Annotated in this window: 28 protein-coding genes; 8 read left to right on the top strand and 20 right to left on the bottom strand. The window is 64.6% G+C overall.

Features of this window, described 5'->3' with window-relative positions:
• Positions 1 to 65: 65 nt before the first annotated feature.
• The 10 genes from rapZ to ACVOLO_RS04795 are packed head-to-tail and all read right to left on the bottom strand — an operon-like array spanning position 66 to position 7,610.
• Positions 66 to 944: an RNase adapter RapZ gene (gene rapZ, locus ACVOLO_RS04840; protein WP_481569153.1), complete on the bottom strand. Its 879-nt coding sequence runs from the start codon at positions 942 to 944 to the stop codon at positions 66 to 68.
• A complete protein-coding gene (hprK, locus tag ACVOLO_RS04835; protein ID WP_481569152.1) occupies positions 941 to 1,891 on the bottom strand; it encodes an HPr(Ser) kinase/phosphatase in 951 nt (316 codons plus the stop codon). Before hprK ends, rapZ begins: the two co-directional genes overlap by 4 nt.
• Entirely contained in the window at positions 1,888 to 2,340 is a 453-nt protein-coding gene (locus ACVOLO_RS04830) for a PTS sugar transporter subunit IIA (protein ID WP_481569151.1), read from the bottom strand. Before ACVOLO_RS04830 ends, hprK begins: the two co-directional genes overlap by 4 nt.
• A 21-nt stretch (positions 2,341 to 2,361) precedes the next feature.
• On the bottom strand, positions 2,362 to 2,679 hold the full coding sequence (gene hpf, locus ACVOLO_RS04825) for a ribosome hibernation-promoting factor, HPF/YfiA family (protein ID WP_481569150.1): 318 nt from the start codon (positions 2,677 to 2,679) through the stop codon (positions 2,362 to 2,364).
• A gap of 59 nt (positions 2,680 to 2,738) precedes the next feature.
• A complete protein-coding gene (locus ACVOLO_RS04820; protein ID WP_481569149.1) occupies positions 2,739 to 4,175 on the bottom strand; it encodes an RNA polymerase factor sigma-54 in 1,437 nt (478 codons plus the stop codon).
• Positions 4,176 to 4,217: 42 nt separating this feature from the next.
• Positions 4,218 to 4,937, bottom strand: coding sequence for an LPS export ABC transporter ATP-binding protein (gene lptB / locus ACVOLO_RS04815; protein ID WP_481569148.1), 720 nt, complete (start codon positions 4,935 to 4,937; stop codon positions 4,218 to 4,220).
• On the bottom strand, positions 4,937 to 5,464 hold the full coding sequence (lptA, locus tag ACVOLO_RS04810) for a lipopolysaccharide transport periplasmic protein LptA (protein WP_481569147.1): 528 nt from the start codon (positions 5,462 to 5,464) through the stop codon (positions 4,937 to 4,939). Before lptA ends, lptB begins: the two co-directional genes overlap by 1 nt.
• On the bottom strand, positions 5,442 to 6,008 hold the full coding sequence (lptC, locus tag ACVOLO_RS04805; protein WP_481569146.1) for an LPS export ABC transporter periplasmic protein LptC: 567 nt from the start codon (positions 6,006 to 6,008) through the stop codon (positions 5,442 to 5,444). Before lptC ends, lptA begins: the two co-directional genes overlap by 23 nt.
• Positions 6,005 to 6,553, bottom strand: coding sequence for a KdsC family phosphatase (locus ACVOLO_RS04800; protein ID WP_481569145.1), 549 nt, complete (start codon positions 6,551 to 6,553; stop codon positions 6,005 to 6,007). Before ACVOLO_RS04800 ends, lptC begins: the two co-directional genes overlap by 4 nt.
• 55 nt (positions 6,554 to 6,608) lie before the next feature.
• On the bottom strand, positions 6,609 to 7,610 hold the full coding sequence (locus ACVOLO_RS04795) for a KpsF/GutQ family sugar-phosphate isomerase (RefSeq protein WP_481569144.1): 1,002 nt from the start codon (positions 7,608 to 7,610) through the stop codon (positions 6,609 to 6,611).
• Positions 7,611 to 7,663: 53 nt separating this feature from the next.
• Between ACVOLO_RS04795 and ACVOLO_RS04790 the strand changes: the two genes are divergently transcribed.
• The 3 genes from ACVOLO_RS04790 to ACVOLO_RS04780 are packed head-to-tail and all read left to right on the top strand — an operon-like array spanning position 7,664 to position 9,520.
• Entirely contained in the window at positions 7,664 to 7,894 is a 231-nt protein-coding gene (locus ACVOLO_RS04790; protein ID WP_481569143.1) for a BolA family protein, read from the top strand.
• 40 nt (positions 7,895 to 7,934) lie between these two features.
• Complete coding sequence (gene murA / locus ACVOLO_RS04785; protein ID WP_481569142.1) at positions 7,935 to 9,209, top strand: UDP-N-acetylglucosamine 1-carboxyvinyltransferase; 1,275 nt, start codon at positions 7,935 to 7,937, stop codon at positions 9,207 to 9,209.
• Positions 9,206 to 9,520, top strand: a complete 315-nt coding sequence (locus ACVOLO_RS04780; protein WP_481569141.1) for an EF-hand domain-containing protein — start codon at positions 9,206 to 9,208, stop codon at positions 9,518 to 9,520. Before murA ends, ACVOLO_RS04780 begins: the two co-directional genes overlap by 4 nt.
• A gap of 146 nt (positions 9,521 to 9,666) precedes the next feature.
• Here ACVOLO_RS04780 and ACVOLO_RS04775 read toward each other — a convergent pair whose 3' ends face one another.
• The 5 genes from ACVOLO_RS04775 to purM form a co-directional block, all read right to left on the bottom strand.
• Positions 9,667 to 10,350: a DUF3108 domain-containing protein gene (locus tag ACVOLO_RS04775; RefSeq protein WP_481569140.1), complete on the bottom strand. Its 684-nt coding sequence runs from the start codon at positions 10,348 to 10,350 to the stop codon at positions 9,667 to 9,669.
• 2 nt (positions 10,351 to 10,352) lie between these two features.
• A complete protein-coding gene (locus ACVOLO_RS04770) occupies positions 10,353 to 11,129 on the bottom strand; it encodes a DUF3108 domain-containing protein (protein ID WP_481569139.1) in 777 nt (258 codons plus the stop codon).
• Between the two features lie 63 nt (positions 11,130 to 11,192).
• Complete coding sequence (gene purN, locus ACVOLO_RS04765) at positions 11,193 to 11,852, bottom strand: phosphoribosylglycinamide formyltransferase (protein ID WP_481569138.1); 660 nt, start codon at positions 11,850 to 11,852, stop codon at positions 11,193 to 11,195.
• Complete coding sequence (locus ACVOLO_RS04760) at positions 11,849 to 12,460, bottom strand: DUF2238 domain-containing protein (RefSeq protein WP_481569137.1); 612 nt, start codon at positions 12,458 to 12,460, stop codon at positions 11,849 to 11,851. Before ACVOLO_RS04760 ends, purN begins: the two co-directional genes overlap by 4 nt.
• A gap of 11 nt (positions 12,461 to 12,471) precedes the next feature.
• Positions 12,472 to 13,497 carry a phosphoribosylformylglycinamidine cyclo-ligase gene (purM, locus tag ACVOLO_RS04755; protein ID WP_481569200.1) on the bottom strand — a complete coding sequence of 342 codons (1,026 nt, stop codon included), beginning with the start codon at positions 13,495 to 13,497 and terminating at the stop codon, positions 12,472 to 12,474.
• Positions 13,498 to 13,639: 142 nt separating this feature from the next.
• Between purM and ACVOLO_RS04750 the strand changes: the two genes are divergently transcribed.
• The 3 genes from ACVOLO_RS04750 to hda are packed head-to-tail and all read left to right on the top strand — an operon-like array spanning position 13,640 to position 16,619.
• Complete coding sequence (locus ACVOLO_RS04750; RefSeq protein ID WP_481569136.1) at positions 13,640 to 14,749, top strand: DUF2066 domain-containing protein; 1,110 nt, start codon at positions 13,640 to 13,642, stop codon at positions 14,747 to 14,749.
• Positions 14,746 to 15,918, top strand: a complete 1,173-nt coding sequence (locus ACVOLO_RS04745; RefSeq protein ID WP_481569135.1) for an AI-2E family transporter — start codon at positions 14,746 to 14,748, stop codon at positions 15,916 to 15,918. Before ACVOLO_RS04750 ends, ACVOLO_RS04745 begins: the two co-directional genes overlap by 4 nt.
• Complete coding sequence (hda, locus tag ACVOLO_RS04740; protein WP_481569134.1) at positions 15,915 to 16,619, top strand: DnaA regulatory inactivator Hda; 705 nt, start codon at positions 15,915 to 15,917, stop codon at positions 16,617 to 16,619. The genes ACVOLO_RS04745 and hda overlap by 4 nt, the downstream gene beginning before the upstream one ends.
• Before the next feature lie 79 nt (positions 16,620 to 16,698).
• Here the strand turns inward: hda and murU are convergent, their stop codons facing one another.
• The 4 genes from murU to ACVOLO_RS04720 all read right to left on the bottom strand — a co-directional run bounded on the left by murU (position 16,699) and on the right by ACVOLO_RS04720 (position 20,305).
• Positions 16,699 to 17,403, bottom strand: coding sequence for an N-acetylmuramate alpha-1-phosphate uridylyltransferase MurU (gene murU, locus ACVOLO_RS04735; RefSeq protein ID WP_481569133.1), 705 nt, complete (start codon positions 17,401 to 17,403; stop codon positions 16,699 to 16,701).
• Positions 17,400 to 18,410 carry an aminoglycoside phosphotransferase family protein gene (locus ACVOLO_RS04730; RefSeq protein ID WP_481569132.1) on the bottom strand — a complete coding sequence of 337 codons (1,011 nt, stop codon included), beginning with the start codon at positions 18,408 to 18,410 and terminating at the stop codon, positions 17,400 to 17,402. The genes murU and ACVOLO_RS04730 overlap by 4 nt, the downstream gene beginning before the upstream one ends.
• A 55-nt stretch (positions 18,411 to 18,465) precedes the next feature.
• Entirely contained in the window at positions 18,466 to 18,738 is a 273-nt protein-coding gene (locus ACVOLO_RS04725) for a GlsB/YeaQ/YmgE family stress response membrane protein (RefSeq protein WP_481569131.1), read from the bottom strand.
• Between the two features lie 73 nt (positions 18,739 to 18,811).
• The gene (locus tag ACVOLO_RS04720) at positions 18,812 to 20,305 is read right to left on the bottom strand and encodes a M20 family metallopeptidase (RefSeq protein WP_481569130.1); all 1,494 of its coding nucleotides are present in this window, start codon (positions 20,303 to 20,305) and stop codon (positions 18,812 to 18,814) included.
• 205 nt (positions 20,306 to 20,510) lie between these two features.
• Between ACVOLO_RS04720 and ACVOLO_RS04715 the strand changes: the two genes are divergently transcribed.
• Positions 20,511 to 20,843, top strand: a complete 333-nt coding sequence (locus ACVOLO_RS04715) for a ComEA family DNA-binding protein (RefSeq protein ID WP_481569129.1) — start codon at positions 20,511 to 20,513, stop codon at positions 20,841 to 20,843.
• Positions 20,844 to 21,651: 808 nt separating this feature from the next.
• Here ACVOLO_RS04715 and ACVOLO_RS04710 read toward each other — a convergent pair.
• On the bottom strand, positions 21,652 to 23,058 hold the full coding sequence (locus tag ACVOLO_RS04710; protein WP_481569128.1) for a GntP family permease: 1,407 nt from the start codon (positions 23,056 to 23,058) through the stop codon (positions 21,652 to 21,654).
• A gap of 161 nt (positions 23,059 to 23,219) precedes the next feature.
• Between ACVOLO_RS04710 and ACVOLO_RS04705 the strand changes: the two genes are divergently transcribed.
• Positions 23,220 to 25,487: a TonB-dependent receptor gene (locus ACVOLO_RS04705; RefSeq protein ID WP_481569127.1), complete on the top strand. Its 2,268-nt coding sequence runs from the start codon at positions 23,220 to 23,222 to the stop codon at positions 25,485 to 25,487.
• Positions 25,488 to 25,817: the final 330 nt, after the last annotated feature.

Here is a 25,817-nt window from a genome sequence, read left to right as displayed (position 1 = left end):
TCGTGTCTTCTGTGTACCGCGCGGTCGCCCCTTGAAATTGGGGCGCATCCGCCGCAGGACGCGTCCTAATCCTGCTCGCGATGGAAGGTGGCCACGTCCTGCCAACCCTGTTCACGGGCATGGCGGGCGAGCCGTTCGGCCAGGTAGACCGAGCGGTGCTTGCCGCCGGTGCAGCCGAAGGCCACGGTCACGTAGCTGCGGGTCTCGCTGCCCAGTTTTGGCAGCCAGGTGTCGAGCAGGTCCTGCAGCTGGGTGACGTAGCGCACCACTTCCGGTTGTACATCCAGGTACTCGCGTACTTCACGGTCGCGGCCGGTCAGCGAGCGCAGCTCGGGATCCCAGTGCGGGTTGGGCAGCACCCGCGCGTCGAACACGAAATCGGCTTCGGCCGGTACGCCGCGCTTGTAGGCGAAGGATTCAAACAGCAACGAGAGGTTGCTGGCCTGGCTCAGCGCGAACTCGGTGATGACCCGGCGCCGCAACTGGTGCACGTTGAGTTTGGTGGTGTCGATGATGGCATCGGCTTCGCGGCGCAGTGGCGCGGTGAGCTCACGCTCGCGGGCGATGGCTTCCGGCAGCGACAGCCCCAGGTGGCTCAGCGGGTGACGGCGGCGCGTGTCGGCATAGCGGGCGAGCAGGGTGTCGTCGTCGGCTTCAAAGAACAACAGCCGCGCATCGATGCTGTAGTCCAGCGCGGTCTTGCGCCAACGCGCCAACTGGCTGAGGTCGCTGCGGCCGCGGACGTCGATGCCGATGGCCAGGCGCCTGGGGCTGTTTTCGGTGCGTTCGCCAAGCACTCCCCGCACGAACTCCGGCAGCAGGTTCACCGGGATGTTGTCCGAGCAGTAGTAATCCAGATCCTCGAAGGTTTTCAGCGCGACCGATTTGCCCGAGCCGGACAGGCCGCTGACGATCACCAGCAGAGGAGAGGAAGGTGTGTTCATGGTGTGCGTTGTTCCAGCAGGTTGCTGTGCCGGGCGATGAACATCGCAGCCGGGTCGATGCCCTTGGTGCGCAGGATGTGCAGCCGCGTGGCCGCTTCGGTGAGCACGGCAAGGTTGCGGCCGGGCATCACCGGCAGGGTGATCAGCGGCACATCCAGGTCCAGCACATGACGCTTGCCGGAATCGCCGGTGAGGCGTTCGTAACCGTAGGTACTTGGCTCGGTCATCGGCTTGGTCAGGTGGACGATGAGGCGAAGGTACTTGTTCTTCTTTACAGCGGTGTCACCAAACATCTGGCGCACGTTCAGCACGCCCAGGCCGCGGACTTCCAGCAGGTCCTGCAGCAGTTCCGGGCAGGTGCCGTCCAGTACGTCGGGGGCGATCTGGGTGAATTCCGGGGCGTCATCGGCAACCAGCCGATGCCCGCGCGAGAGCAGTTCCAGCGCCAGTTCGCTCTTGCCCGACCCGGCCTCGCCGGTGATCAGCACGCCGATGGAGTAGATCTCCATGAACACCCCATGCAGGGTGACGCGTGGGGCCAGCGTGCGGGCCAGGTGATAGCTGATGTGGTTGAGCAGTTCATGGCCACGGCGCGGCGATACCCACAGCGGGGTCTGTGATTCGTCCGCCGCCGCGCGCAGATCTTCCGGGCAACCATGGCTCTTGGTGATGACCAGCGCCAGCGGCCGCGCCTGGATGATGCGCTCGATGACTTCCCAGCGCTGGCGCGAATCCAGTGAGTCCAGCCAGGTCAGTTCCTCGGTGCCGAGAATCTGCACCTTGTTGGGGTAGATGGTGTTGAGATAACCGGCCAGCGACGGACGACGGGAGACGGTGTTGCCGGCCTCCAGCTCGCGCTGCGCGCCCTGTTGCCCGGCGACCCAGCGCAGCTCAAGTTTCTCGCGCTGCTGGTCAAACAACTCCTGTGCCGTGATGCTGGTATTCATCCGCGGGATGCCTGCTGCGGGTCGGTGATGATCTGTTGCAGCGCGTGTGCGTCGGGTGCGTCGCGCAGGGCCTGGCGGATGCCGCCATCGGAGAACAACTCGGCCAGTTCGGACAGCAGCATCAGGTGTTGATGGGTGTAGTGCTCGGGCACGGCCATGGCGAAGACCAGGTCAACGGGCTCGTCACCGCCGAAGTCCACCGGGGTGTGCAGGCGCAATAGTGCGCCGCGGGGTTGTTGCAGGGTGGGTGAGCGGCCATGCGGGATGGCGATGCCATGGCCGATGGCAGTACTGCCCACGCGCTCGCGTTCGCGCAGGCTGTCGAAAAGGGTGTCGGCTCCCGCTTCACGACAGGCGAGCAGTCGCGAGGCGGCGAGCAGGGTGGTGTCACGGTCGGCGGCCGCAAGTACCTGGGTACTTACGGCCGCCATGAGGTCGGTCAACGGCATGGTTGCTGCAGGTAATGGCGTCTAGGCGCTATTGTCGCGCAGAGCATGCGATGCGTGGGGAAGATGCTTTTCCTTGTGCTTGATGACCAGGCGGTCCAGCTTGTCGGCCAGGATGTCGATGGCCGCGTACATGGTGGAGGCTGCCGCGTCTGCGTGCAGCGTGCGCCCGGGTAGATTCACCGTGGCGACGACGAGGAAGTCAGGCTTGCGAGTGGACAGCTGCACCCGGATTTCGCAGTGCTGGTCGACGTGTCGTCCCACCCGTTCCAGCTTTGTTTCCACATACTCCTTCAGGGCGGGCGTTACTTCGATCTGCTGGCCATACGTCTCGATACGCATCGGATTCCTCCTGTGGTTCGGGGTTGCCCAATGAACTCTGTGCCAAGCCTGCGAATGGGTCAGATGATGCGGACGCGTTCGTGGGAGGCACTGATGTTCATGGCCTCACGATACTTCGCCACGGTGCGCCGCGCCACTGGTATTCCACTGGTTTTGAGCAGCTCAGCCAGCTTGGCGTCAGAAAGCGGTTTGCGCGGGTTTTCCGCGTCGATCAGGTTGCGGATCATCGACTGGATGGCGGTGCTGGAGGCTTCACCTCCGCCTTCGGTATCGATGCCGGAGGCAAAGAAGGCGCGCAACGGCAAGGTGCCGCGCGGGGTGCGCACGTACTTGCGTGAAATGGCACGCGAGATGGTGGATTCGTGAAGATCAAGTTCGCCGGCGATTTCACGCAGCGTCAACGGACGCAGCGCCTGTTCGCCGAATTCCAGGAAGCCGGCCTGGTGGTGGAGCAGGCTGTTGACCACGCGCAGCAGCGTTTCGCCGCGCGCCTCAAGGCTTTTCAGCAGCCAGCGCGCCTCCTGCAGGTGCCCGCGCAGATAGCTGGCGTCGGCATCGCCGCAGCGGCGGATCAGCTGCTCATATTCCCGATTGATGACAACCCTGGGCCCGGCGTGGCCGGCCAAAGCGCAGCGCCAGATACCGCGTTGCCGCCAGATCACGCAATCGGGAACCACATAGGTATCGGTGGACAACTCACCCACTTGCTTGCCCGGGCGCGGGTCCAGTGAGCGCAGCAGCTGTACGGCCTGCTCGACGGCGTCGGCCGGTTGTTTGAGTTCCTGGGCGATGCCGGCGATGCCGGCCCGTGGCAGCCGCTCCAGTGGCCCCAGTGCGATGCTGCGGGCCAGGCTGAGCCCCGGTGTGCAGCTTGGCAGGGTGTCCAGTTGCAGGGACAGGCATTCGCCCAGGGAGCGCGCGCCTACGCCGGCGGGGTCGAAACAGTGAATCTGCCGCAGCACGGCAAGAATCTCATCGTCATCGGCGATGACGTCGGGACGCAGGGTTTCAGCAATGCTGGAGAACGGTTCGCGGAGATAGCCGTCTTCATCCAGTGCGTCAATCAAGGCCACGCCGATGGCGCGGTCACGGTTGCTCAGATGGGAGAGGTGCAATTGCCAGAGCAGGTGGTCGGCCAGTGTTTCCGGGTCGGCGGCCTGTTCACGCTCGCCGTCTTCGCCGTCACCTTCGAACGAGCCGCTGCGGCCACTGCTCCAGTCCGCATCGTCCGGTTCCCAGTCGGCGCCATCGCTGTTGATGTCGCCCTGCGCCGGATCGACCGGGCTGTCGTCATTGCTGCTGCTGGCCGCTGGCGTGTCGTCTTCGCCGCCGCTGTCGATGCTGTCGGCCCATTCCAGCAGTGGGTTGGTCTCCACCGCTTCGGCCAGTTCAAGCTCCAGCTCGGTGCTGGACATCTGCAACAGCCGGATGGCCTGACGCAATTGCGGCGTCATGACCAGGCTCTGTCCCATCGATGTCTGCAGCCGAGCTTTCATGCCTGTTTCCGTGCGAGGAAGGCCTGACGCTGTGCCGCGACTTCAGAGGGTGAAGGCGTCTCCAAGATAGACGCGGCGAACGTCGGTGTTGGCCAGCAGTTCTTCCGGTGCCCCCTGCGCCAGAACGCTGCCTTCAGCGAGGATATACGCCCGGTCGCAGATTCCCAAGGTCTCGCGCACGTTGTGGTCGGTGATCAGCACGCCGATGCCGCGTTGCTTGAGGTGGGTCACGATGCGCTGGATCTCGCCGACCGAAATGGGATCGACACCGGCAAAGGGCTCGTCCAGCAGGATCAGGCGCGGCTTTGCGGCCAGCGCACGGGCGATCTCGCAGCGGCGGCGCTCACCACCGGAAAGGCTGGCGCCCAGTTGGTCGGCGACGTGGGTGATCTGCAGTTCGTCCAGCAACGAGGACAACTCGCGCTCGCGTCCGGCGGAATCCAGATCGCTGCGCAGTTCCAGCACCAGGCGGATGTTGTCGGCCACGCTGAGCTTGCGGAACACCGAAGGTTCCTGCGGCAGATAACCCACGCCGAGCGTGGCGCGCGAATACATTGGGTCGGCGGTGATGTCCTGGCCATCAAGCACGATGCTGCCGGCATCGGCAGCGACCAGGCCGACGATCATGTAGAAGCAGGTGGTCTTGCCGGCGCCGTTGGGGCCGAGCAGGCCGACCACTTCGCCGGCTTCCAGGGTGAGGCCGAAATCCTTGACGACTTCGCGGTTCTTGTAGCGCTTGCGCAGGCCTTGGGCGACGAGCATTACTTTCTGTCTCCTGCGGCAGCCGGTGCCTTGGCCTTGGGCTGGATGACGGTGCGCACGCGGGTGCCATCGCCGCCGCTCTGCATGCTGCCGGTGCGGGTGTTGTAGACCATGCGCTGGCCGGCATTGGTGCCGCGCTCGGATTCGACGTTGTAGTTGCCGGTCAGAACGATGACTTCGCTGTTGATGTTGTAGTCCATGTTGTCGGCACGGGCGTTCATCCAGGTGTTGTCATCCATCTGCTGCTTCAGGCGGGCCTGCTTGCCGGCGAGGACCACGCGCTCGATGTCGCCGCTTTTGCGGATCACATCGGCGGTATCGGCATGGATTTCCAGCGTGCCCTGGGTGATGACCACGTTGCCGCTGAACTGGCATTTGCCGTCATCGGCGAAGTTGCAGTCGTTGTTGCTGGAGTCGATGGTCATCGGCTGGTTGCGGTCAGAGGTCTTGGACCACGCCAGGCCGGGCGCAAGCAGGGCGGCGAGCAGCGTGATCGATGCGAGCTTAGCGGGCAGCATTGGGTTCATAGCGGGTCTTGACCTGGGAAAGGAGTGAATACTGTTTGGTTTTCAGGTTGGTCTGGAAGCCGACGCCGGTCTGGGTCAGCCCGGGCCGGGTCACCGTGACGCGACCATCGGTGCGGGCAAGGTTCTGTTCGCTGAGCACGTCCAGCGCATCGGTGCGGAAGGTGGTGGGCGGTGTCTTGCCGTCCTTCGGGCTGTCGCCGGCGACGTTGCCGCGCAGGCGCAGCTCTTCCCCCTTGGGGCTGACCCAGCCGGTATCGGCACGCAGTTCCCAGTGCTGGCCGGCCGCATCGGGCAGCAGGAACAACGGGGCGGTGATGTTGGAGGTCTGGTCGGCGCGGCTGCGTTCCATCGAGGGCGCACGCAGCGTCATCGATTCCTTGCCGTCCTTGCCCAGCGTGGTGACCTCGAAGTCCTTCAGCACGAAATCGGTGCTGCCTTCTTCAACGGCCTGCGGCGCATTGCTGGCGCGGTGGCGCCAGGCCGACCAGCCGCTGACCAATGCCGCCAACAGCAGCCCCAGCCCAAGTACGGTGCGCCAGCTCATCGCGAATACCTCGCCAGCACCGCGTCCAGCTTGCCTTGCGCGGCCAGCAGCACGTCGCACAACTCGCGCCCGGCGCCGTGGCCACCTTCGGCGCGGGTCTGCCAATGCACGCGTTCGGCGATCCAGGGGTGAGCGTTGGCCGGGGCCACCGCCAGGCCGACCGCGCACAGCGGCGCCAGGTCGGGCAGGTCATCGCCCATGAAGGCGACCTGTTCCAGGCCAATACCGTGCTGCTCGCACAGCGCACGCACGCTGGCCAGCTTGTCGCCGACCGCGATCTGGGTGTCGATGCCCAGGTCCGCACCGCGCTTCTGTGCTGACAGGCTGTTGCGCGCGGTGATCAGCACCGGGTGGATGCCGTGCTGCTGCAGCAGTTTCAGGCCCAGCCCGTCCTGCACGAAGTACGCCTTGCTCTCGTTGCCGGCGTGGTCGTAGAACAGGCGCCCATCGGTCAGCGTGCCGTCCACGTCAAAGCAGGCCAGCCGGATGTTGGCGGCAACGGCATGCAGCGGCGCGGGGAAGTGGTCGAGCGGTGAATAGGGCATCTGCGGGCAGTATCCGTTGCGGGCCGGGGGGACGGGGACAGTGATTGTGCGGGCTTTAGACCACTTTTGCCCGCAACAGGTCATGAATGTTCAGGGCACCGACCGGGCGGTTGTCGGCATCGACCACGATCAGACCGTTGATCTGGTGTTTTTCCAGCAAGCGTGCCGCTTCCACGGCCAATTGGTCGGCGCCGATGGTGCGTGGCCTGTGGGTCATTACTTCGGCGATGCCGGCGGTGCGGACATCCAGATCGGTATCCAGTGCGCGGCGCAGGTCACCGTCGGTGAACAGCCCGACCAGGCGGCCGTCGGCATCGACCACCGAGGTCATGCCCAGGCGCTTGCGGCTCATTTCCATCAACGCCTGGCTGAGGCTGGCGTCTTCGCGCACCGCCGGCAGTTCGTCGCCGCCGTGCATCACGTCGGTGATGTGCAGCAGCAGGCGCCGGCCCAGGCTGCCGGCCGGATGCGAACGGGCAAAGTCGTCGGCGGTGAAGCCGCGTGCGTCGAGCAGGGCCACCGCCAGAGCATCGCCCATCGCCAGTGACGCGGTGGTGCTGGAGGTCGGGGCCAGGGCCAGTGGGCAGGCTTCGTGGTCGACGTTCACGTCCAGGTGCACGTCGGCAGCCTTGGCCAGGCTGGACTGCGGCTTGCCGGTCATGGAAATCAGCAGGTTGCCCTGGCGCTTGAGCACCGGCAGCAGCATCAGCACTTCGTCCGATTCGCCGGAGTAGGACAGCGCCAGCACCACATCGTCCTCGGTGATCATGCCCAGGTCGCCGTGGCCGGCTTCACCTGGATGAACGTAGAACGAAGGCGTGCCGGTGGAGGCCAGGGTGGCGGCGATCTTGCGCGCGATATGGCCGGATTTGCCCATGCCGGTGGTCACCACGCGGCCTGGCGAAGCCAGCACCAGCCGGCAGGCGGCGGCGAATTCGGCACCAATGCGGTTGCCCACCCGGTTCAGCTCGGTGGATTCGATCTGGAACACGCGGTGGCCACTGGACACCAGGTCGGCATCACGCAGCGTATCCAGGGAAAGCGAAGAAGCAGCCATGCGGGCGCCACTCGGAATAGTAGAATGGGCGTTCATTTTATTAGGAAAGCGCTTTGGACGCCGAGACCATCCGAAACCTGATCGAAACCGGCCTGCCCGGCGCCCGCGCCGACGTGCAGGGTGAAGACGGCGTGCATTTCGAGGCAACGGTCGTCTGCGAGGCGTTTGCCGGCAAGATGCCGCTGGCCCGCCACCGCATGGTCTATGCGACGCTGGGCGACCTGATGGGCGGCGCGATCCACGCGCTGGCGCTGAAAACCGTCACTCCAGGTGAAGCCGGCTGAGCCGGCGCACCTTATTTCCCCTTATTTCCGGCTTTCATCCATGGCAAAAATCGTAGTCACCGGCGGCAAGACGCTGAACGGTGAGGTGTATATCTCCGGCGCCAAGAACGCCGTCCTGCCGATCCTGTGCGCCACCTTGCTGGCCGATGCGCCGGTGGAAATCACCAATGTGCCGCACCTGCACGACGTGATCACCACCGTGAAGCTGCTCGGCGAGCTGGGCGCCAAGGTCACCATCGACCAGGGCACGTTGTCCCGTGGCAGCGCCATCGTGGTTGACCCGCGCAGCGTCAGCCAGCATGTCGCCCCGTATGAGCTGGTCAAGACCATGCGCGCCTCGATCCTGGTGCTGGGCCCGCTGTTGGCCAAGTACGGCAAGGCCGAAGTGTCGCTGCCCGGCGGTTGCGCCATCGGCTCGCGCCCGGTGGACCAGCACATCAAGGGGCTGCAGGCGCTGGGTGCGCATATCACCGTCGAAAACGGCTTCATCAAGGCGCATGTCGATGGCCGCCTGAAGGGCGGGCGTTTCACCTTCGACATGGTCAGCGTCACCGGCACCGAGAACGTGCTGATGGCGGCGGTGCTGGCCGATGGCACCACCATCCTGGAAAACGCAGCGATGGAGCCGGAAGTGTCCGACCTGGCGCATTGCTTGATCGCACTCGGCGCAAAGATCGAGGGCATCGGCACCGCGCGGTTGGTGATTGAAGGCGTCGAGCGCCTGAGTGGTGGCCGCCACGCGGTGCTGGCCGACCGCATCGAAACCGGCACCTTCCTGGTCGCCGCGGCGATGACCGGCGGCCGCGTCGTGGCGCGCAATGCGCGCCCGGACACGCTGGACGCGGTGCTGGCCAAGCTGGTCGAAGCCGGCGCAGCCGTCGAAACCACCGAAGACACCATCACCGTGGACATGCAGGGGCGCCGGCCGAAGGCGGTCAACCTGACCACCGCACCGTATCCGGCATTCCCCACCGACATGCAGGCACAGTTCATGGCATTGAACTGCGTGGCCGAGGGCGTGGGCGTGGTCAACGAAACGATCTTCGAGAACCGCTTCATGCACGTGCAGGAGCTGCAACGCCTGGGCGCGGATGTACAGATCGAAGGCCGTACCGCGATCTGCCGTGGCAGTGACCGCCTGACCGGCGCGCCAGTGATGGCCACGGACCTGCGCGCATCGGCGTCGCTGATCCTGGCCGGGCTGGTGGCCGAAGGCGACACCGTCATCGACCGCATTTATCACCTGGACCGTGGCTACGAGAACATTGAAGAAAAGCTCAGTGCGCTCGGTGCCAGCATCAGGCGCGAAGCATGATCCTCAAGGGCCGCTTCACCCCGCGTCGCAAGGCACTGCTGGTGTTGGTGCTGCTGGCCCTGGCCTGGCTGGGCTGGGGCTGGTACAGCGGCGTGGCGATCACCCGGGGTGTGGAAAAGGAACAGATGGACTGGAATGGCGATGGCCAGGTCAGCCGTGATGAGCTTTTCCAGGCGTTTTATGCGGTGAAGGTCAACGACATCGAGGAGGGTAACCGCCATTGCCGCAGCTTTGTCTGGCGCAGCAGCGGCGAGGAGTTCCGGCGCGATTGCAAGACAGTGTTCAAGAAAGAAGAGGCCGAAGCGAAGTAGTTCTTCGCGTTGAGCCAAACAAAAAGCCCGGCGATTGCCGGGTTTTTTGCTGGTGCAAAGACAGTGCTGTAGTGCCGAGCCATGCTCGGCAGAAGCTTCACCGGGCGAGCTTCAGCGCAGCATGGCTGCGCTCTACAGGTGATCTCCTAATTGATCGACTTCAGGGTCAGGTCCAGGGCATCGTGGCCGTCTTCGCGCTGCAGCAGGCGCGCCGGGACCGGCATGCCGGGCACGATCCAGGCGATCTGTTCCTTGTTGCCGTCCACGCGCGAGACCTTGGTGGCTTCTTCGGTCTTGCCGGCAAAGGTGACGTTTTCCTTGCCGACCACGCGATAGGTCATCGGTTTGACCCGGCCGTCGTCGACCATGCGATAGGTCAGTGGTTTGCCGGCCGCCAGGTCGCGGGCGATGGCCAGATTCAGCAGCAGCGCGTCCAGGTCGCCGCTGCGCAGGCGGATCGGGCCGCTGCGGTCGGCTTTCACATCGCCGGTCCAGGTAGCCTGGTTGCTGGCCCAGTCATAACGCGCGTCCACCTGCTTGCGCTTGATCAGCAGCACCGAGCGGTCGTGGCTGCTCAACGGGCGCAGGTTGCCCTGGTGTTCGTCGAACACGGTGCTCTGGCTCAGGTCGGCCATCGGGTTCTTGATCTGCATGCTGTAGCGCCAACGGTCGGCGCCTTCATTGGCCAGCGTCATCACGCCGTTGGCCTGCATGCCCATGTAGCTGGCCTGGTAGTTGGCGGTGAACGGCTGCAGCGCCAATGCCGGCAGGCTGGTCAGGGCAAGTGCGGCGCTGGCGACAAGGCGAAGGGGGGAGAAGAAATGCTTCATGCTCAGGCTCCTTGGTATTCGGTCAGGCGCAGGTCAATTTCATCCTCGCCGTCCTTGCGCTGCAGGATGCGTACGGGAGTAGGTACGCCGTTTGCGATCCACAGGATCATTTCATCGTTGCCGCCATTGACCCGGTATACGCGCAGGGCGTCATAGCTCAGGTCGCCGACCTGCACGCTTTCGGTGGCATCGGCGGCGCGGTATTCGTACTGGCGCACGCGGCCGACATCGACATAGCGGTAGCTCAGGCTCTGCCCGGGGCGGGCATCACGCATCAGTGACAGGTTGAGCAGCAGCGCGCTCTGGTCGCCGCGTTGCAGGGGAATGGGACGACGCCGTTCCTTCTTGAGATCGCCCTGCCACTGCGCGGTGCCGGCCTGCCAGTCGTAGGTGCCGGTGATCTTTTTGCCCATGAACAGGGCTTTCCTGACCGTACTCTGGCTCAACGGGGTGTAAACGCTGCCCTCGTTGTTGAACACGGTGCTTTGTTCGATGTTCAAGCCCAGCACGCTGGCAAAGCCATGCTTGCCGCGCACGGCCATGTCCACCCGCCACTGTGCGCCGTCGTTGTGGACGACGCGCATGGTGGCATCGCCGGCCAGCTTGCCCTTGTAGGAGGCTTCGTAGGTGGCGACAAAGGGTTCCAGGGCTGGCGGCGTCCACTCCATGGCGGGCAGCGCCACGACAGCAGGTGCTGGAGCGGCGGCTTCCTGTGCATGGGAGCCGGCTGTTACCAGCAGGGTTGTCAGCACCAGCGATTTGAACGGCGCGTAATTCATGCGTGGAGGATGCACGGAAGGGAAGGGGATCATGCCAGCACGCAGGTCAGCCGCATATGCAGATCAGCCTGACAGCGTTCCGGCGGAATCTAGGCGCAAAGGGCTGAGCAGGGACTGACCATCGAGCTGGATCATGCCGTCGCGTTCAGCTACGCGCCCGGAAGCAAGCAGCTGAACGCTTGCCAACAGCAGGGGGTGTTCGATGCGCAGTACCCGGTCGGCCAGCGTTTCGGGGGTGTCGCCCGGCAGCACCGGAACACGGGCCTGGGCCATGACCGCGCCGGCATCCAGCTCCGGCACCACAAAGTGCACGCTGGCACCGTGTTCGGCGTGGCCGGCTTCAATGGCGCGGGCGTGGGTATGCAGGCCCTTGTGCAGCGGCAGCAGCGACGGGTGAATGTTGACCAGTTGGCCACTGAAACGCTGGACGAAATCTGCGCCGAGGATGCGCATGTAGCCGGCGCAGATGATCCAGTCCGGCAAACAGGCCGCCACGGCGTCGCCCAGCGCGGCATCAAAGGCGTCGCGGCTGTCGAAATCCTTCGGTGAGCGTGCCCAGCCCAGCGCGGGCGGTACTTTGCCCAGCGCGGCGGCAGCAGGTTTGTCGGAGAAGACACCGACGACCTGTGCATTGAGCTGGCCGGCGGCAATGCCATCCAGCAGGCACTGCAGGTTGCTGCCGCGCCCGGAGACCAATACCGCGATACGGGCCGGGGCGTTCATCGCGCAGCGACCCTGCGTGCCAGCGGCCACACCAGCAGGCTGCCCAGCGTGGCCAGCAGCATGTCGGCATGCGCGTCCCACATGTCGCCCTGTTGGCCGTTGTAGGCCTCGGCAGCATCGGGCGAGAGCAGCAACGCGATGCCCCACTCGAACCACTCATAGGCCAGGCTGGAGCACATCACCACCATCACTGCCAGGGTGAAGGTCTGGCCGATGCGCAGTGCCGGCCATGCATGCCGTATCAGCTGGGTGAGCGCCGGGGTGAAGCAGACGCCGTACAGGAAGTGGATCAGCCGGTCGAAATGGTTGCGCTTCCAGCCAAAGGCCGCATCCGGCGACCAGCCGATCGTGGCCTGCAGCCAGGCGTCATAGGGAACGTTGGAATACAGCCAGCGGGCGGCGATGCAATGGATGGCAATGAACCCGCAGATGGCGGCGAAGGCGCCATTGCCCAGCCGCCAGCGGCGGTCCACCCACCACAATGCAGCCAGGCCGATCACCGTCAGCGAACTGTGCAGCGTCTGTTCCAGCGGCCACAGGGGTTTGACCCATGTGGCCAGGAACACGGCAAGGACGCCGATGAAGGCGGCCTTCTTCATGGTCGACATGGGGCTGGTACTCAGCCGATGTGGACGCGTTCGTCACCTGCAGCCGGCACCACTTCGCCGATCTGCCAATGCGCCAGCTGCAGGGCATCGAGTGCGCTGTTGATGGTGGCGACCTGGTCGGCCGGCACCAGCAGCACGAAACCGATGCCGCAGTTGAAGGTGCGCCACATCTCGCTGTCGGCGACGTTGCCTTCGCGCTGCAGCCACTGGAACACCGGCGGCAGCGTCCAGCTGCTGGCGTCGATGTTCAGACCCAGGCCTTCGGGCACCACGCGGATGATGTTCTCGGTCAGGCCACCGCCGGTGATGTGGGCCATGCCATGGATGGCGGCGCCATGCGACTTGAGCAGCGACAGGATCGGCTTGACGTACAGGCGGGTCGGCGCCATCAGCGCGTCCACCAGCTTCACGCCGTCTTCCAGCACCAGGTCGGTCGGGCTGCCGGCACGTTCATAGATGCGGCGTACCAGCGAGTAACCGTTGGAATGCGGGCCGGAGGAGGCAATGCCGATCAGCACGTCGCCCTGCTGCACGGCCGAGCCGTCCTTGAGCTCGCTCTTTTCCACGCCGGCCACGGTGAAACCGGCCAGGTCGTATTCGCCCGGGGCGTACATGTCGGGCATTTCGGCGGTTTCACCGCCAATCAGCGCACAACCGGCCTCGGTGCAACCGTTGGCGATGCCACCAACCACGGCCGCTGCGGTGTCGATGTCGAGCTTGCCGGTGGCGAAGTAGTCCAGGAAGAACAGCGGCTCGGCGCCCTGCACCAGCACGTCGTTCACGCACATGGCGACCAGGTCGATGCCGATGGTGTCGTGGCGGCCCAGCTGTTGTGCAAGCTTCAGCTTGGTGCCAACGCCGTCGGTGCCGGACACCAGTACCGGCTCGCGGTACTTGCTGGAGAGGTCGAACAGGGCGCCAAAGCCGCCCAGCCCGCCCATGACTTCAGGGCGGAAGCTGCGCTTTACCAGCGGCTTGATACGCTCGACCAGTTCGTTGCCCGCGTCGATGTCGACACCGGCGTCACGGTAGGTCAGGGGAGAGTTGGCGGAAGTCGGGGTGCTGGTCACGGTCGGCTGCGCTGGCGGGGTTAACGCGGCATTTTAACAGGCCACGTTGGCGTGAAGGCCCCATTCGGGCAACAATTCCCTCTGGAACCACCGAGCAATGGAATTTTCAATGCGTCGCAGCCTGGCCACAATCCTGTTTTTGCTGCTCTGCGTGCCTGTTTCCCTGGCGCAGGCGCAGTCCGGCGTGCGTACCGAGGGCGACGTCGCCAGCGCCAGTGGCACCTATGAGGCTGAAGTGCCGGTCAACAGCCAGAGCGATGCTGATCGCCCCGGGGCCTTGGCGCGCGCGCTGGGCACGGTGCTGGGCAAGCTGTCCGGCGACCGGGGCGCGGTGAGTCGGCCCGGCGTGGCGCAGGCGCTGCGCGGGGCCAAGGACATGGTTGCCAGCTACGACTACCGCCAGGACCAGAGCGTGGCCGCCAGCGGCGCGCCAAGCTACCGGACCATGCTGGTGGCGCGTTTCCGCCAGGATGACGTGGACGGCCTGGCCGCCGCGCTGGGCCTGCCGGTCTGGCCGCAGCCGCGGCCCAAGCCGGTGGTGTGGCTGGCCATTGACGATGGCAGCGGCCCGCGACTGGTCAGCGTGCAGCAGTCCAATGCCGCCCGCCCGTTGCTTGACCGGGCCATCGAGCGGGGTTTCCGCCTGGGCCTGCCTTCCGGCGGTGCGGCAGAGCAGGCGATGGCCGGTGCGATCTGGCGCCAGGACACCGCAGCCGTGGCCCGTGCCTCGGCCCGTTATTCGCCGCCCATGCAGTTGGTCGGCAAGCTGTACCGCGGCAGGGCCGGTGGCTGGCAGGCGGACTGGGTGTTTGTCGACAACGGCCGCGAACTGTCCAAGTGGAGTTCCCAGGATGGCGACGCCCGCCGTGCGATGGCCGCCGGCGCCGATGGTGCCGCCGATGCGCTGGTGCGCCGTTACGCCAAGGTGCCGGTCAGCGGTGCGGCCGGCATCTATCGCATCGTGGTCAGCGGCATCAACAGCGCGGATGACTATCTGCGCCTGGCCGCATCGCTGCAGAACAATGCGGTGGTGAAGTCGATGGTGCCGGTGCAGGCCAGCGCAGGGCGGCTGGAACTGGATGTTGAACTGATGAGTGGCCTGCCGGGCTTCAACCGCATGCTTGGCCAGAACAGCGCGCTGCAGCCGGTCGCTGCGCCTGACGAGGATGCCACTACCGAAGTAATGGACAGCAAGCGCGCCGAGTACCGCATCCGATGAGCAGTGTCGCTCCCGAAGAAGAAATCGCCCTGTTCCTGCGCCGCCTGAAATGGGTGGTGCTGACCGCCTTCGGCCTGTGGGTGACCTGGCTGCTGGCGCCAATCCTGACCCCCTTCGTGATTGCGCTGATGCTGGCGTGGCTGGGCGATCCGGTGGTGGACTGGGTGGAAGCACGCGGCCGCTCGCGCAATACCGCCGTGGTGCTGGTGTTCGTGCTGATGTCGTTGCTGCTGACGCTGGCCTTGCTGATCCTGGTGCCGATGATCGAGCGCCAGATCACCACCCTGGTGGCGGCGTTGCCGCAGGCACAGCAGTGGCTGCTGGGCACGGCGATTCCGTGGGTCGAACAGAAAAGCGGCTTTGAACTGATGAGCTGGCTGGAGCCGGAGCGCCTGATCGAGTGGGTGCGCAGCCACTGGCAGCAGGCCGGCGGGGTGGCCACCACGTTCTTCGGGTACGTGTCGCGCTCGGGCTTTGCGATGGTGGGCTGGGTGGTCAACCTGGCACTGCTGCCGATCCTGACTTATTACTTCCTGCGTGACTGGGACAAGCTGGTCGAGCGCGTGGCTTCGATGATCCCGCGCAACCACATCACCACCGTGTCGCGGCTGGCCCGTGAGTCCAACGATGTCCTGGGCGCCTTCATCCGTGGCCAGATCGTGGTGATGATCGCGCTGGGCGTGGTGTATGCGGCCGGTCTGAGCATGGTGGGCCTCAACCTGGGCTTGTTGATCGGCCTGGTTGCCGGCCTGATCAGTTTCATCCCCTACCTTGGTGCGACCACCGGCGTGGTGATGGCCGTGCTGGCTGCGCTGGTGCAGTCGCAGGGTTTTGACCTGAAGTTGCTGCTGCTCGTTGGCGTGGTGTTTACCGTTGGCCAGTTGCTGGAAAGCTATGTGCTTACCCCGCGCATTGTTGGCGACAAGATTGGCCTGCACCCGGTGGCGGTGATTTTTGCGGTGATGGCCGGTGGCCAGCTGTTCGGTTTCCTGGGCATGTTGCTGGCGTTGCCGGCGGCAGCCGTGATCAACGTGTTGCTGCGCTATGCGCACGAGCGTTACCGGCAGAGCGAGTTGTATGCCGGCCATGCGCCGACGATTGTGCTGGATGCGCGGACTCAGCCCCCTGCGGACATGGCGATTGTATTGAAGGACGTTGAACCGAAGTGAGTGTGCCGCAGTTGCCCTTGGCCTTGCGTTATCCGCCAGACCAACGATTCGAGACCTTCATTGGCGCGCCCGATGGCGCGCTGGCCCAGTTGCGTGCGCTTGCCGTGGGCAGCAGCCATGACTGGATATTTCTTGCCGGTGCCGGTGGAACCGGCAAAACGCACTTGTCGCTGGCCACCTGTGCGGCGGCATTGCAGGCCGGTCGTCGCCCGGCGTATCTGCCGCTGCAGGCGGCCGGCACACGTCTGGACGAGGCACTGGAAGCCCTGGAAGGGCACGACATGGTCGCGCTGGACGGGCTGGAGTACGTGGCCGGCCGCCGCGAGCAGGAAGTGACGCTGTTCGAGTTCCACAACCGCGCGCGCGCAGCCGATGTGACCTTGCTCTACACCGCGCGCTGCACGCCGGATGCGCTCGGTCTGGTGTTGCCGGACCTGCGTTCGCGGTTGTCGCAGTGCGGCCGGATCATGCTCGATCCGCTCGATGATGAAGGCCGTGGCGCGGTCCTGCGCGAACGCGCGGTGCGGCGTGGGCTGGTGATGGACGAGGTCACGCTGGACTGGCTGTTGACCCGCACCGGGCGCGACCTTAGCGGGCTGGTTGCCTTGCTGGAAAAACTCGACCGCGAATCGCTGGCTGCCAAGCGCCGCATCACCGTGCCGTTCCTCAAGCGCGTGCTGGAAAACGGCTCCGGCGAGTAACTGCCGCACGACGCGGGCGAAGCGGAGCCATGCACCGCGGATGGGTTACCGACAAAGCCCGGCCGGGTATGGCCTGGCACTAGCGCCGTAGCTGCGCGTCCAGTTGCCGCAGGCGCTCGGGGGTGCCTACGTCGGTCCAGTTGCCGGGGTGGTGTTGAGCGCTGACTGCCGTGTTGGCCATCGCCGCACGCAGCAAGGGGGCCAGTTTGAAACGTGGCGGGTTTTCCGCGCTGCCGTCGGCATCCCCGATCACCTCTCGCCACCCCAGCAGCAGTTCGGGGCGATACACCCCGATGCCGGCGAACGTCAGGCGCGGCGCATCACCGATGTCATGCAGTCGGCCATCGGCGTCGAGAATGAAATCACCGCGTGGGTGGTGCTCCGGGTTGTCGACCATGACCAGGTGCGCCAATCCATCCGGGGTATACGGCAACCGTGTGAAGTCGAAGTCACTCCAGATATCGCCGTTGACCGCGATGAACGGCGCATCGCCCAGCAACGACAGCGCGTTGAGCATGCCGCCGCCGGTTTCCAGCGGCACCGGGCCTTCATGGACGAAATGCAGGTGCAGCCCCCAGCGGCTGCCGTCACCGAGCTGCTGCGGGAATTGTTCGGCCAGCCAACTGGTGTTGATCACGACATCGGTAATGCCCAGGGCCGCCAAACGTTGCAGGTGCCATTCAATCAACGGCTTGCCGGCGACCGATAGCAGCGGCTTTGGCGTGTGGTCGGTGAGCGGGCGCATGCGCTCGCCCAGGCCGGCGGCGAAGATCAACGCCTTCATGCCGCAGCCTTTGCCGCCATCGCCGGCTTGATGCGCTGCTGCAGCAGTGCATTCAATGGCGCCAGCTCCGGGTGGCGCGGCAGGACTTCATCCAGGTAATGGATGAAGCGCGGCGCGTCGTCGAAGTAGTGGCCCTTGCCATCGCGGTCACGCAGGCGCACGAACAAGCCGAGAATCTTGAGGTGGCGCTGCACGCCCATCCAGTCGGCATCGCGCAGGAACTGCGGCCACGGCCGCACCGGCAAACCTGCGGCCAGGGCCTGAGCGTGATAGCGCGCCAGCCAGGCATCCACGCGTTCCAGCGGCCAACTCAGGAACGCATCCTTGAACAGGCTCACCGGGTCGTAGGCAATCGGGCCGCGCACCAGATCCTGGAAATCCAGCACCGCCGGGCCATCTGCGACCGGCATCAGATTGCGTGGCATGAAATCGCGATGGGTCAGCACCTGCGGCTGGTTCAGCGCGTTGTCCATCAGCCGCCGATGCACCAGTTGCAGGCCTTCGACTTCACCACAATCCAGCACCAAACCCAGGTGGTGCTGCAGGAACCATTCGTCGAACAGGCCGGCATCACGTTGCAGCAGGGCTTCGCCAAACGCGCCCATGCCGTCGGGCACGGGGATGGACTGCAGGCGGATCAACTGCGCGAACGCCGCGTCGAACCATGCATCGGCATTGTCGTGGTTGATGTGCCGGGCCAAGGTCGGGCCGCCCAGGTCTTCCAGCAGCAGGAAGCCGTTGTCGGTATCGCGCGCCAGTACCTGCGGCACGCGCACGCCATTGGGTTCGAGCAGGTCGTGCATGCGCAGCCACGGGCGCACGTCTTCCAGCCCGGGAGGGGAATCCATGATGATGTGGCTGCCGCGCGCGCTGGTGCTGCGCCAGTAGCTGCGGAAGCCGGCATCCACCGACGCGCGATCAAGCTCGGTGGTGGCGTCGTCGAGCGCGTGGCGGGCCCACTGCAGGCGTTGCTCGGCGCGCAGCGGATCGGAAGCTGGGTCATTCATGGACGGGTACGTCAAAACCGCGCCGTCGGGCGCATGGAGAAAAACAGGAAGGGGTTCAGCGCTTGCCGCCGCTGACCAGCCGCAGCAAACCCAAGATGGCGATCGCGCCGATGATGGCACCGATGAAGCCTGCCGGCTCACCGGCGGCATACCAGCCCATTTCGCGCCCGAACCAGCCGGCAAACATGGCGCCGACGATGCCAAGCACGATGGTCAGCAGGCAGCCCATGCGGTTGTTGCCGGGCATGAAAAAACGGCCCAGCAGGCCGACGAAGAAGCCGATCAGGATGATGTACAGCCAGCTGTCGCTGCCAAACAGTCCGCTCATGTGTCCGTCCGCCATGAAGAAAGACGCAGCCTAGCAAGGCCAGGCTGCGTCCGTCATCAAACACCCAGGCTGCTTAGCAGCAGCCGTGTCCGCCGTGGCGGGTGCCGCTGTCGGCCGCCACCGGCGAACCGCTGGTTTCGCCGCGCAGGCTGGCGGCGTGGTGGTCGAACAGCACCTTGGACACGCAGGAGGTGACGCGCTTGCCCATCGGGATGTGCAGGAACTCGTTCGGGCCGTGTGCATTGGAGTGCGGGCCGAGCACGCCGGTAATCATGAACTGCGCACCCGGGAACTTCTCGCCCAGCATGCCCATGAACGGGATCGAGCCGCCTTCACCCATGTACATGGCCGGCTTGCCGAAGAAGGCCTGGCTGGCGTCGTCGATGGACTGCTCCAGCCACGGCGCCATGGCCGGTGCATTCCAGCCGGTGGAGGCCTTTTCCAGATCCAGGCTGACATGGGCGCCGTTCGGCGGATCACGCAGCAGCGCTTCCTTCAGCAACTCGCCGCAGGCCTTGCCATTGGCGGTGGGCGGCAGGCGCAGCGACAGCTTTACCGAGGTTTCCGGGCGCAGCACGTTGCCGGCCGATTCCAGCGGCGGCATGCCACCGATGCCGGTCACCGACAGCGCCGGGCGCCAGGTGCGGTTGAGCACCAGCTCGGTCAGTTCCTCGCTCATCGGCTTGAGGCCGTCGACCAGCGGGAACTTGTCGAAGATGGCGGTATCGACCACGTCGGCGGCGCGCTTGGCCTGTTCCAGGCGCTCGGCCGGGATTTCGGTGTGCAGGCCGTCGAGCAGGATGCGGCCGGTCTTTTCATCCTCGATGCGCGAGAGCAGCTGGCGCAGCAGGCGGAAGCTGGACGGCACCACGCCGGAGGCATCACCGGAGTGCACACCTTCGTTGAGCACCTTGACGGTGAAGTTGCCGCCGGTCAGGCCGCGCAGCGAGGTGGTGCACCACAGTTGGTCGTAATTGGCGCAGCCCGAATCCAGGCACACCACCAGCGACGGCTGGCCGATGCGGTCAGCCAGGTGGTCAACGTAGGCGGGCAGATCGTAGGAGCCGGACTCTTCGCAGGCTTCAATCAGGATCACGCAGCGGGCGTGCGGCAGGCCCTGTTCCTGCAGGGCGAGCACGGCGGCCAGCGAGCCGAAGATGGCGTAGCCGTCGTCAGCGCCGCCACGGCCGTACAGCTTTTCGCCGCGCAGCACCGGCTTCCACGGGCCCAGATCGTCATCCCAGCCGGTCATTTCCGGCTGCTTGTCCAGGTGGCCATAGAGCAGCACGGTGTCATCGCCGGTTTCCGGGCCGGTGGCCGGGATTTCCAGGAAAATCAGCGGAGTACGGCCTTCCAGGCGCACCACTTCGACCTGCAGGCCGGGGATGTTCTGCGCCTTGGCCCAGGTTTCCATCAGGGTAACCGCCTGCTCCATGTAGCCGTTGGCGACCCAATTGGCGTCGAACATCGGCGATTTGTTGGGGATGCGGATGTAATCGACCAGTTGCGGGACGATGTCGTTGTCCCACTTGTCGCTGAGAAATTGGCCGATCTTGGCGCTGTCCATCTGGATCTCCGGTAGCAATGTCAGGTGCAACCATTCTACGCCGCTGGCTTGGAAAGCAGCTTTGTAGGAATTTTCCTACATGGTCTAGGGGTGTTTGCTGGCTGTGTGAGCGACGTGTGACGGATAGCCTGTGTTCATGTGGCGCGGAACACTGGATCGACCGGCAAGAAGCGGGTCAATCCTGACCAAGCCACAAGGAGCGTAGATGAAGCTTTTCACCGTAACGCTGAAGTCATTGGTTCTGGCGTTGGTGTTGACCATTTCGGCGTATGCCACGGACAAGGTCGATATCAATACCGCCTCCGCGGCGGAGCTGGACCGGGTGATGGTGAATGTCGGGCCATCGAAGGCGCAGGCAATCGTCGCACATAGACAAGCAAACGGGCCGTTCAAAAGTGTCGAGGAACTGGCACTGGTGAAAGGGATCGGATTGAACACGGTCGAACGGAATCGTGACCATATCGAAGTGAGGGCAGGATCAGCCCCCGCCAAGAGAGCCACCGGGACGGTGGCGGCCAAGCCGATTGAGAGGCGCTGAGCGGAAGGATTCGAGATTTGTGGACCGCCAGGAAGGCGGAACACAGAAGGAACCCAACCAGAGCAGGATGCTGGGGACAGGCAGGATGCCAACAGGGAAGTACAGTCACCCGTCAGCACATTGATGTGCTGGCGGGTGATTTCTTTCTGCGGTTTGCAGAGCAGGCAAAGGCCCGGGTTTCCCGGGCCTTTGTGCGTCTGGCGATCAGATGGAGGCTCGCTCGGATGGCTTGCTTGCGGGCACGGCGGCTTGTCTGAGTGTTGGCTGCCGGTGTCGCTGCAGTCCTGTCATCGGCTCTGGCCTTCAGCCGTTCATGAGCCACGCTTGTCGGTTGGCTTGAAGAATTCACCGGGCGAAGTGATGGGGCGTTGGGCGGCCTGGGGGCCTGGGTCTGCGGGTTGAGGCAGGGGAAGGTTTGAGCGGGCAGATTGCCAACGGGAAAACTGAGGTAGCGAGCTGAGGGCCGGGGAGAAGAGCGGAAACCCCTCTCCCGCCCTTTGGGCACCCTCTCCCGCAAGGGGAGAGGGAAAAGCGTGGAGTTGCCGGGGCTTCCGGGGAGTGTTGGCCCCCGCCAGGGGTTGCCTGGGCCGTGTTGGCCTCCGCCTGCGGGTACCTGGGTAGTGCTGGCATCTATCAGAGGCTTCCTGAGCAGGGCGGGCTCCTGTCAGGGATTACCTAGGCAGGCGGCCATATCTGCTACGGGCAAGGTCACTCGCACGACTCGGCGAGCTTGCACGCTCCTGGATGCGTATCGAGATGCGCTTGGCATCCAAGTGAAGCGCCATCTGTTGTGATCTGCCTGCCTCGATCAAACCAGGCCGGTGGCGTAGTACACGCCGATGATTGCGAACACGGCCAATGTCTTGATGATGGTGATGGCGAAAATGTCCTTGTAGGACTGGCGATGGGTGAGGCCAGTGACGGCCAGTACGGTGATCACCGCGCCGTTGTGCGGCAAGGTGTCCATGCCGCCTGAAGCCATCGATGCGACGCGATGCAGCACTTCCATCGGAATGCCCGCGGCCTGTGCATTGGCGATGAAGCTGTCGGCCATCGCCGCCAGGGCGATGCTCATGCCGCCGGAGGCCGAGCCGGTGATGCCGGCCATGGCGGTGACCGAAACCGCCTCGTTGATCAGTGGATTGGGAATCGAGCCCAGTGCATTGGCCACGACCAGGAAGCCGGGCAGGGCGGCAATGACCGCGCCGAAGCCATACTCCGAAGCCGTGTTCATCGAGGCCAGCATGGCGCCGCCGATGGCGGACTTGGTGCCTTCGGCGAATGCGGCGACCACCGGCTTCCAGGCGAAGGCGATGACGCTGAGAATGCCGATCAGCAGTGCGCCCTGCACGGCCCAGATGGCGGCGAGCTTGGCGACGTCCTGCACCACCGGGGCCGGGTTGCCGATCACCGCCGGCACGAACGACTGGGTTTCACCGTAGAAACCGGGAATCCAGCGGGTCAGCAGGAAGTTGGACACACCAACCAGCAGCAGCGGCAGGAGTGCCACCAGCGGGTGGGCGAGTTTGTCGCCATGGAAAACCTCCGGCTCGTTGCGCAGTTCCTCGCCGGTGCCGGCATAGCCTTCGCCCTTGCTGGCGGCAGCGCGGCGGCGCCATTCCAGGTAGCTCATGCCCAGCACCAGGATCACCACGGTGCCGATCACCCCCAGCCACGGTGCGGCCCAGCCGGTGGTGCCGAAGAACGAGGACGGGATGATGTTCTGGATCTGCGGCGTGCCCGGCAGCGCGTCCATGGTGAAGGTGAAGGCACCCAGCGCAATGGTGCCGGGGATCAGCCGCTTGGGGATGTTGCTCTGGCGGAACAGCTCGGCGGCAAACGGATAGACCGCGAACACCACCACGAACAGCGACACCCCGCCGTAGGTGAGCAGGGCACAGACCAGCACGATGGACAGCATCGCGCGCTTGGCACCGACCAGCTTGATGGTGGCGCTGACGATGGATTTGGAGAAGCCGGAGATTTCGATCAGCTTGCCGAACACCGCGCCCAGCACGAACACCGGGAAATACAGCTTCAGGAAGCCGACCATCTTGTCCATGAACAGGCCGGTGAACATCGGCTGCACCAGCGTGGGGTCGGTCAGCAGCACCGCACCCAATGCCGCCACCGGGGCGAACAGGATCACGCTGTAGCCACGGTAGGCCACGAACATCAGGAAGCACAGGGCCGCCAATACGATCAGAAACGACATCCACGGCTCCCCGGCCAATACGTTGCCGGCGAGTATCAGCACGCGTGGGCGGGCGGCCCACTGTACGAAGGGACGATACGCGGCCGGCTAACGCCCCGTTAACGTGCGCTCCATGGCGGCATCCGCATGCCGCTACGTCATACCCGGGAGGAGGGAGACCAATGAAGCGCAAGTATCTGAGCATGGCCATCGGCGGCATTCTGCTGGCGCCGGCCGCATTCGTGCAGGCACAGGAGCAGCAGGCGGTGCCGGCCGGCACCCAGGCCACGCAACTGGATGAAGTGACCGTCACCGCGCGCCGCCGCACCGAGTCCATCATGGACGTGCCGGTGGCGGTGAGTGCCTTCGGCGAGGAGCAGATCAAGGATCTGCAGGCCTCGACCGTGGAAGGCCTGCAGGGCGCCGTGCCCAACATGAACATCGCCCAGGGCCGTGGCTCGGCCAACAGCGTCAACGTCTTCATCCGCGGCATCGGCCAGCCCGACGCGCTGCAGACCTTCGACCCGGGCGTTGGCATGTATGTCGATGACGTGTATTACTCGCGTATCAACGGCGCGCTTTTCTCGCTGTTCGACATCCAGCAGCTGGAAGTACTGCGTGGCCCGCAGGGCACGCTGTATGGCAAGAATTCCACCGGCGGCGCGATCAAGCTGACCACCAAGAACCCCTTCGACAATGAAGGTGGCGCGGTGGAAGTGACTGCCGGCGACTACGGTCGCCTGGAAGGCCGTTTCTATGTGTCGGGCAAGCTGAGCGACACCCTGGCCGGCAGCATCGCCGGTGCCAAGATCACCAATGACGGTTACGTCAAGGATGCGGTCAGCGGCAAGCGTTACAACGATGACGACACCGAGGCGTTCCGCGCCAAGCTGGCCTACCAGCCAACCGACAATTTCAGCGCCGTGCTGTCGCTGGACACCACCAAGCAGGACGCCGCGCTGACCCTGGGCCGGCCGATGGCGGACCTGCGCCGCACCGATCTCGCGCTGGGCTCGGTGGTATTGACCCAGGGTGAGAAGGGCGAATGGAACCGTCGCGCCCGCACCTCGTTCGATGATGGCCAGGGCCAGTACCTGAAGCACTCGGGTGCATCGCTGGCGATGAACTGGGACATCAACGAACAGTTCACCCTGAAGAGCATCACTGCCTACCGCAAGCTCAAGACCAAGTCGTACATCGATATCGATGCGACCGAATATGAGCTGGGCGATGTGCTGGTAGCGCTGGACCAGGACCAGAAGAGCCAGGAATTCCAGCTGCATTACGACAATGGCAGCAACCTGCACCTGACCTTTGGCGCGTACTACATGAAGGAGCATGTGCCGTCCTACCAGGAGGCATACGCCAGCGATCTGTTTGCCATTGCCGGCAGCCCGATCAGCTTCCTGCGTACGATCGACGATGACCTGACGACAACCTCCAAGGCGGCGTTTGCGCATGCGAACTGGGAATTCATGCCCACCTGGACGTTGGCCGCGGGTGTCCGCTGGACCAAGGACACGAAGGATTACGAGCGCAGCACCAGCACCTTCTGGGGCGTGCCGTTCGGCGGTTTGAACGAGACCGTGCCGTTCCCGCGGACCTCGGCATCGTGGACCGCGACCACGCCATCGGTGAGCCTGCAGAAGGCCTTCAGTGACAACGTGATGGGCTACGTCTCGGCCAACCGTGGCTTCAAGTCCGGTGGTTTCAATGGCCGCGCCAATTCGGCATACGAGGTGAAGACGGCCAAGTTCAACCCGGAATACGTCTGGACCTACGAGGCTGGCTTGAAGGGCAGTTCGGCTGACCGCCGTTTCCGTGGTAGCGCAACTGCGTTCTACAGCAACTATGAAGACTTCCAGGCCCGCGTCTCGGAAATCTCCAACCCCGGCGCCGCGGTGCCGGATTTCAAGTTCCCGGTGTTGAATGCCGCCAAGGTGAAGATCAAGGGCATCGAACTGGAAGGCAGCGCGCTGCTGGGTGAGTCCACGACGCTGAGCGGCCAGTTGAGCTGGCTGGATGCCAAGTACGACAAGTTTGATGATCCGCGCAACGATCCGACCTACCCGGGTTATGACCCCGTCAACGTTGTTCACAAGCACGTACCGTTCTCGCCGGACTGGACTGCTCGCGTCGCCCTGCAGCATGTGTTCTCGCTGGGTGAGAGCGGCAACCTGACCCTGGGCGGTGATGTGTCCTATCGTGGTGATACCTGGTTGTCGGTGGACAATCGCGATGTGCTCAGCCAGAGCGCGTACACGCTGCTGGGTGCCTACGGTGTATGGGATTCACCACAGCTGACGTGGCAGGTGCGCGCCGGTGTGCGCAACCTCACCGACAAGCAGTACATGACCGAAGGCCAGGAGTTTGCCAGCATCGCCAACATCCAGACCGCTTACTACGGCCTGCCGCGCAACTGGTATGTGTCGGTGCGTTACAACTTCTGATGAAGCGGCCGGCAACAGCCTGCTGACAGGAAGTCAAAGGAACCCTTTCCCGCCTGGCGGGGAAGGGTTCCTGCGTTTGGGTTTGCCGCTGTTGCTGTTGCTGTTGTTTGAAGCCCCTCTCCCGTTCACGGGAGAGGGGGTGGGGTGAGGGCAGCTTTCGTCGTTGATCTTCGCCGGGCGCTTTTAGAACTGGCTCGGTCAAACGGCAGCGAGCTGTAAGGATCACCACGCGCTGTGTCTTTGCGATGAAAACCGCTGCCAAGGCTCAATACATCGAGCGCACCGCATCCTCACCCCAACTCCTCTCCCAGGGGAGAGGGGCTTCAAGCC

It is taken from the genome of Stenotrophomonas sp. STEN056, assembly GCF_056759635.1.
Note: the sequence above shows the minus strand (reverse complement) of the source record. Positions and strands in the feature narration are given on the sequence as shown.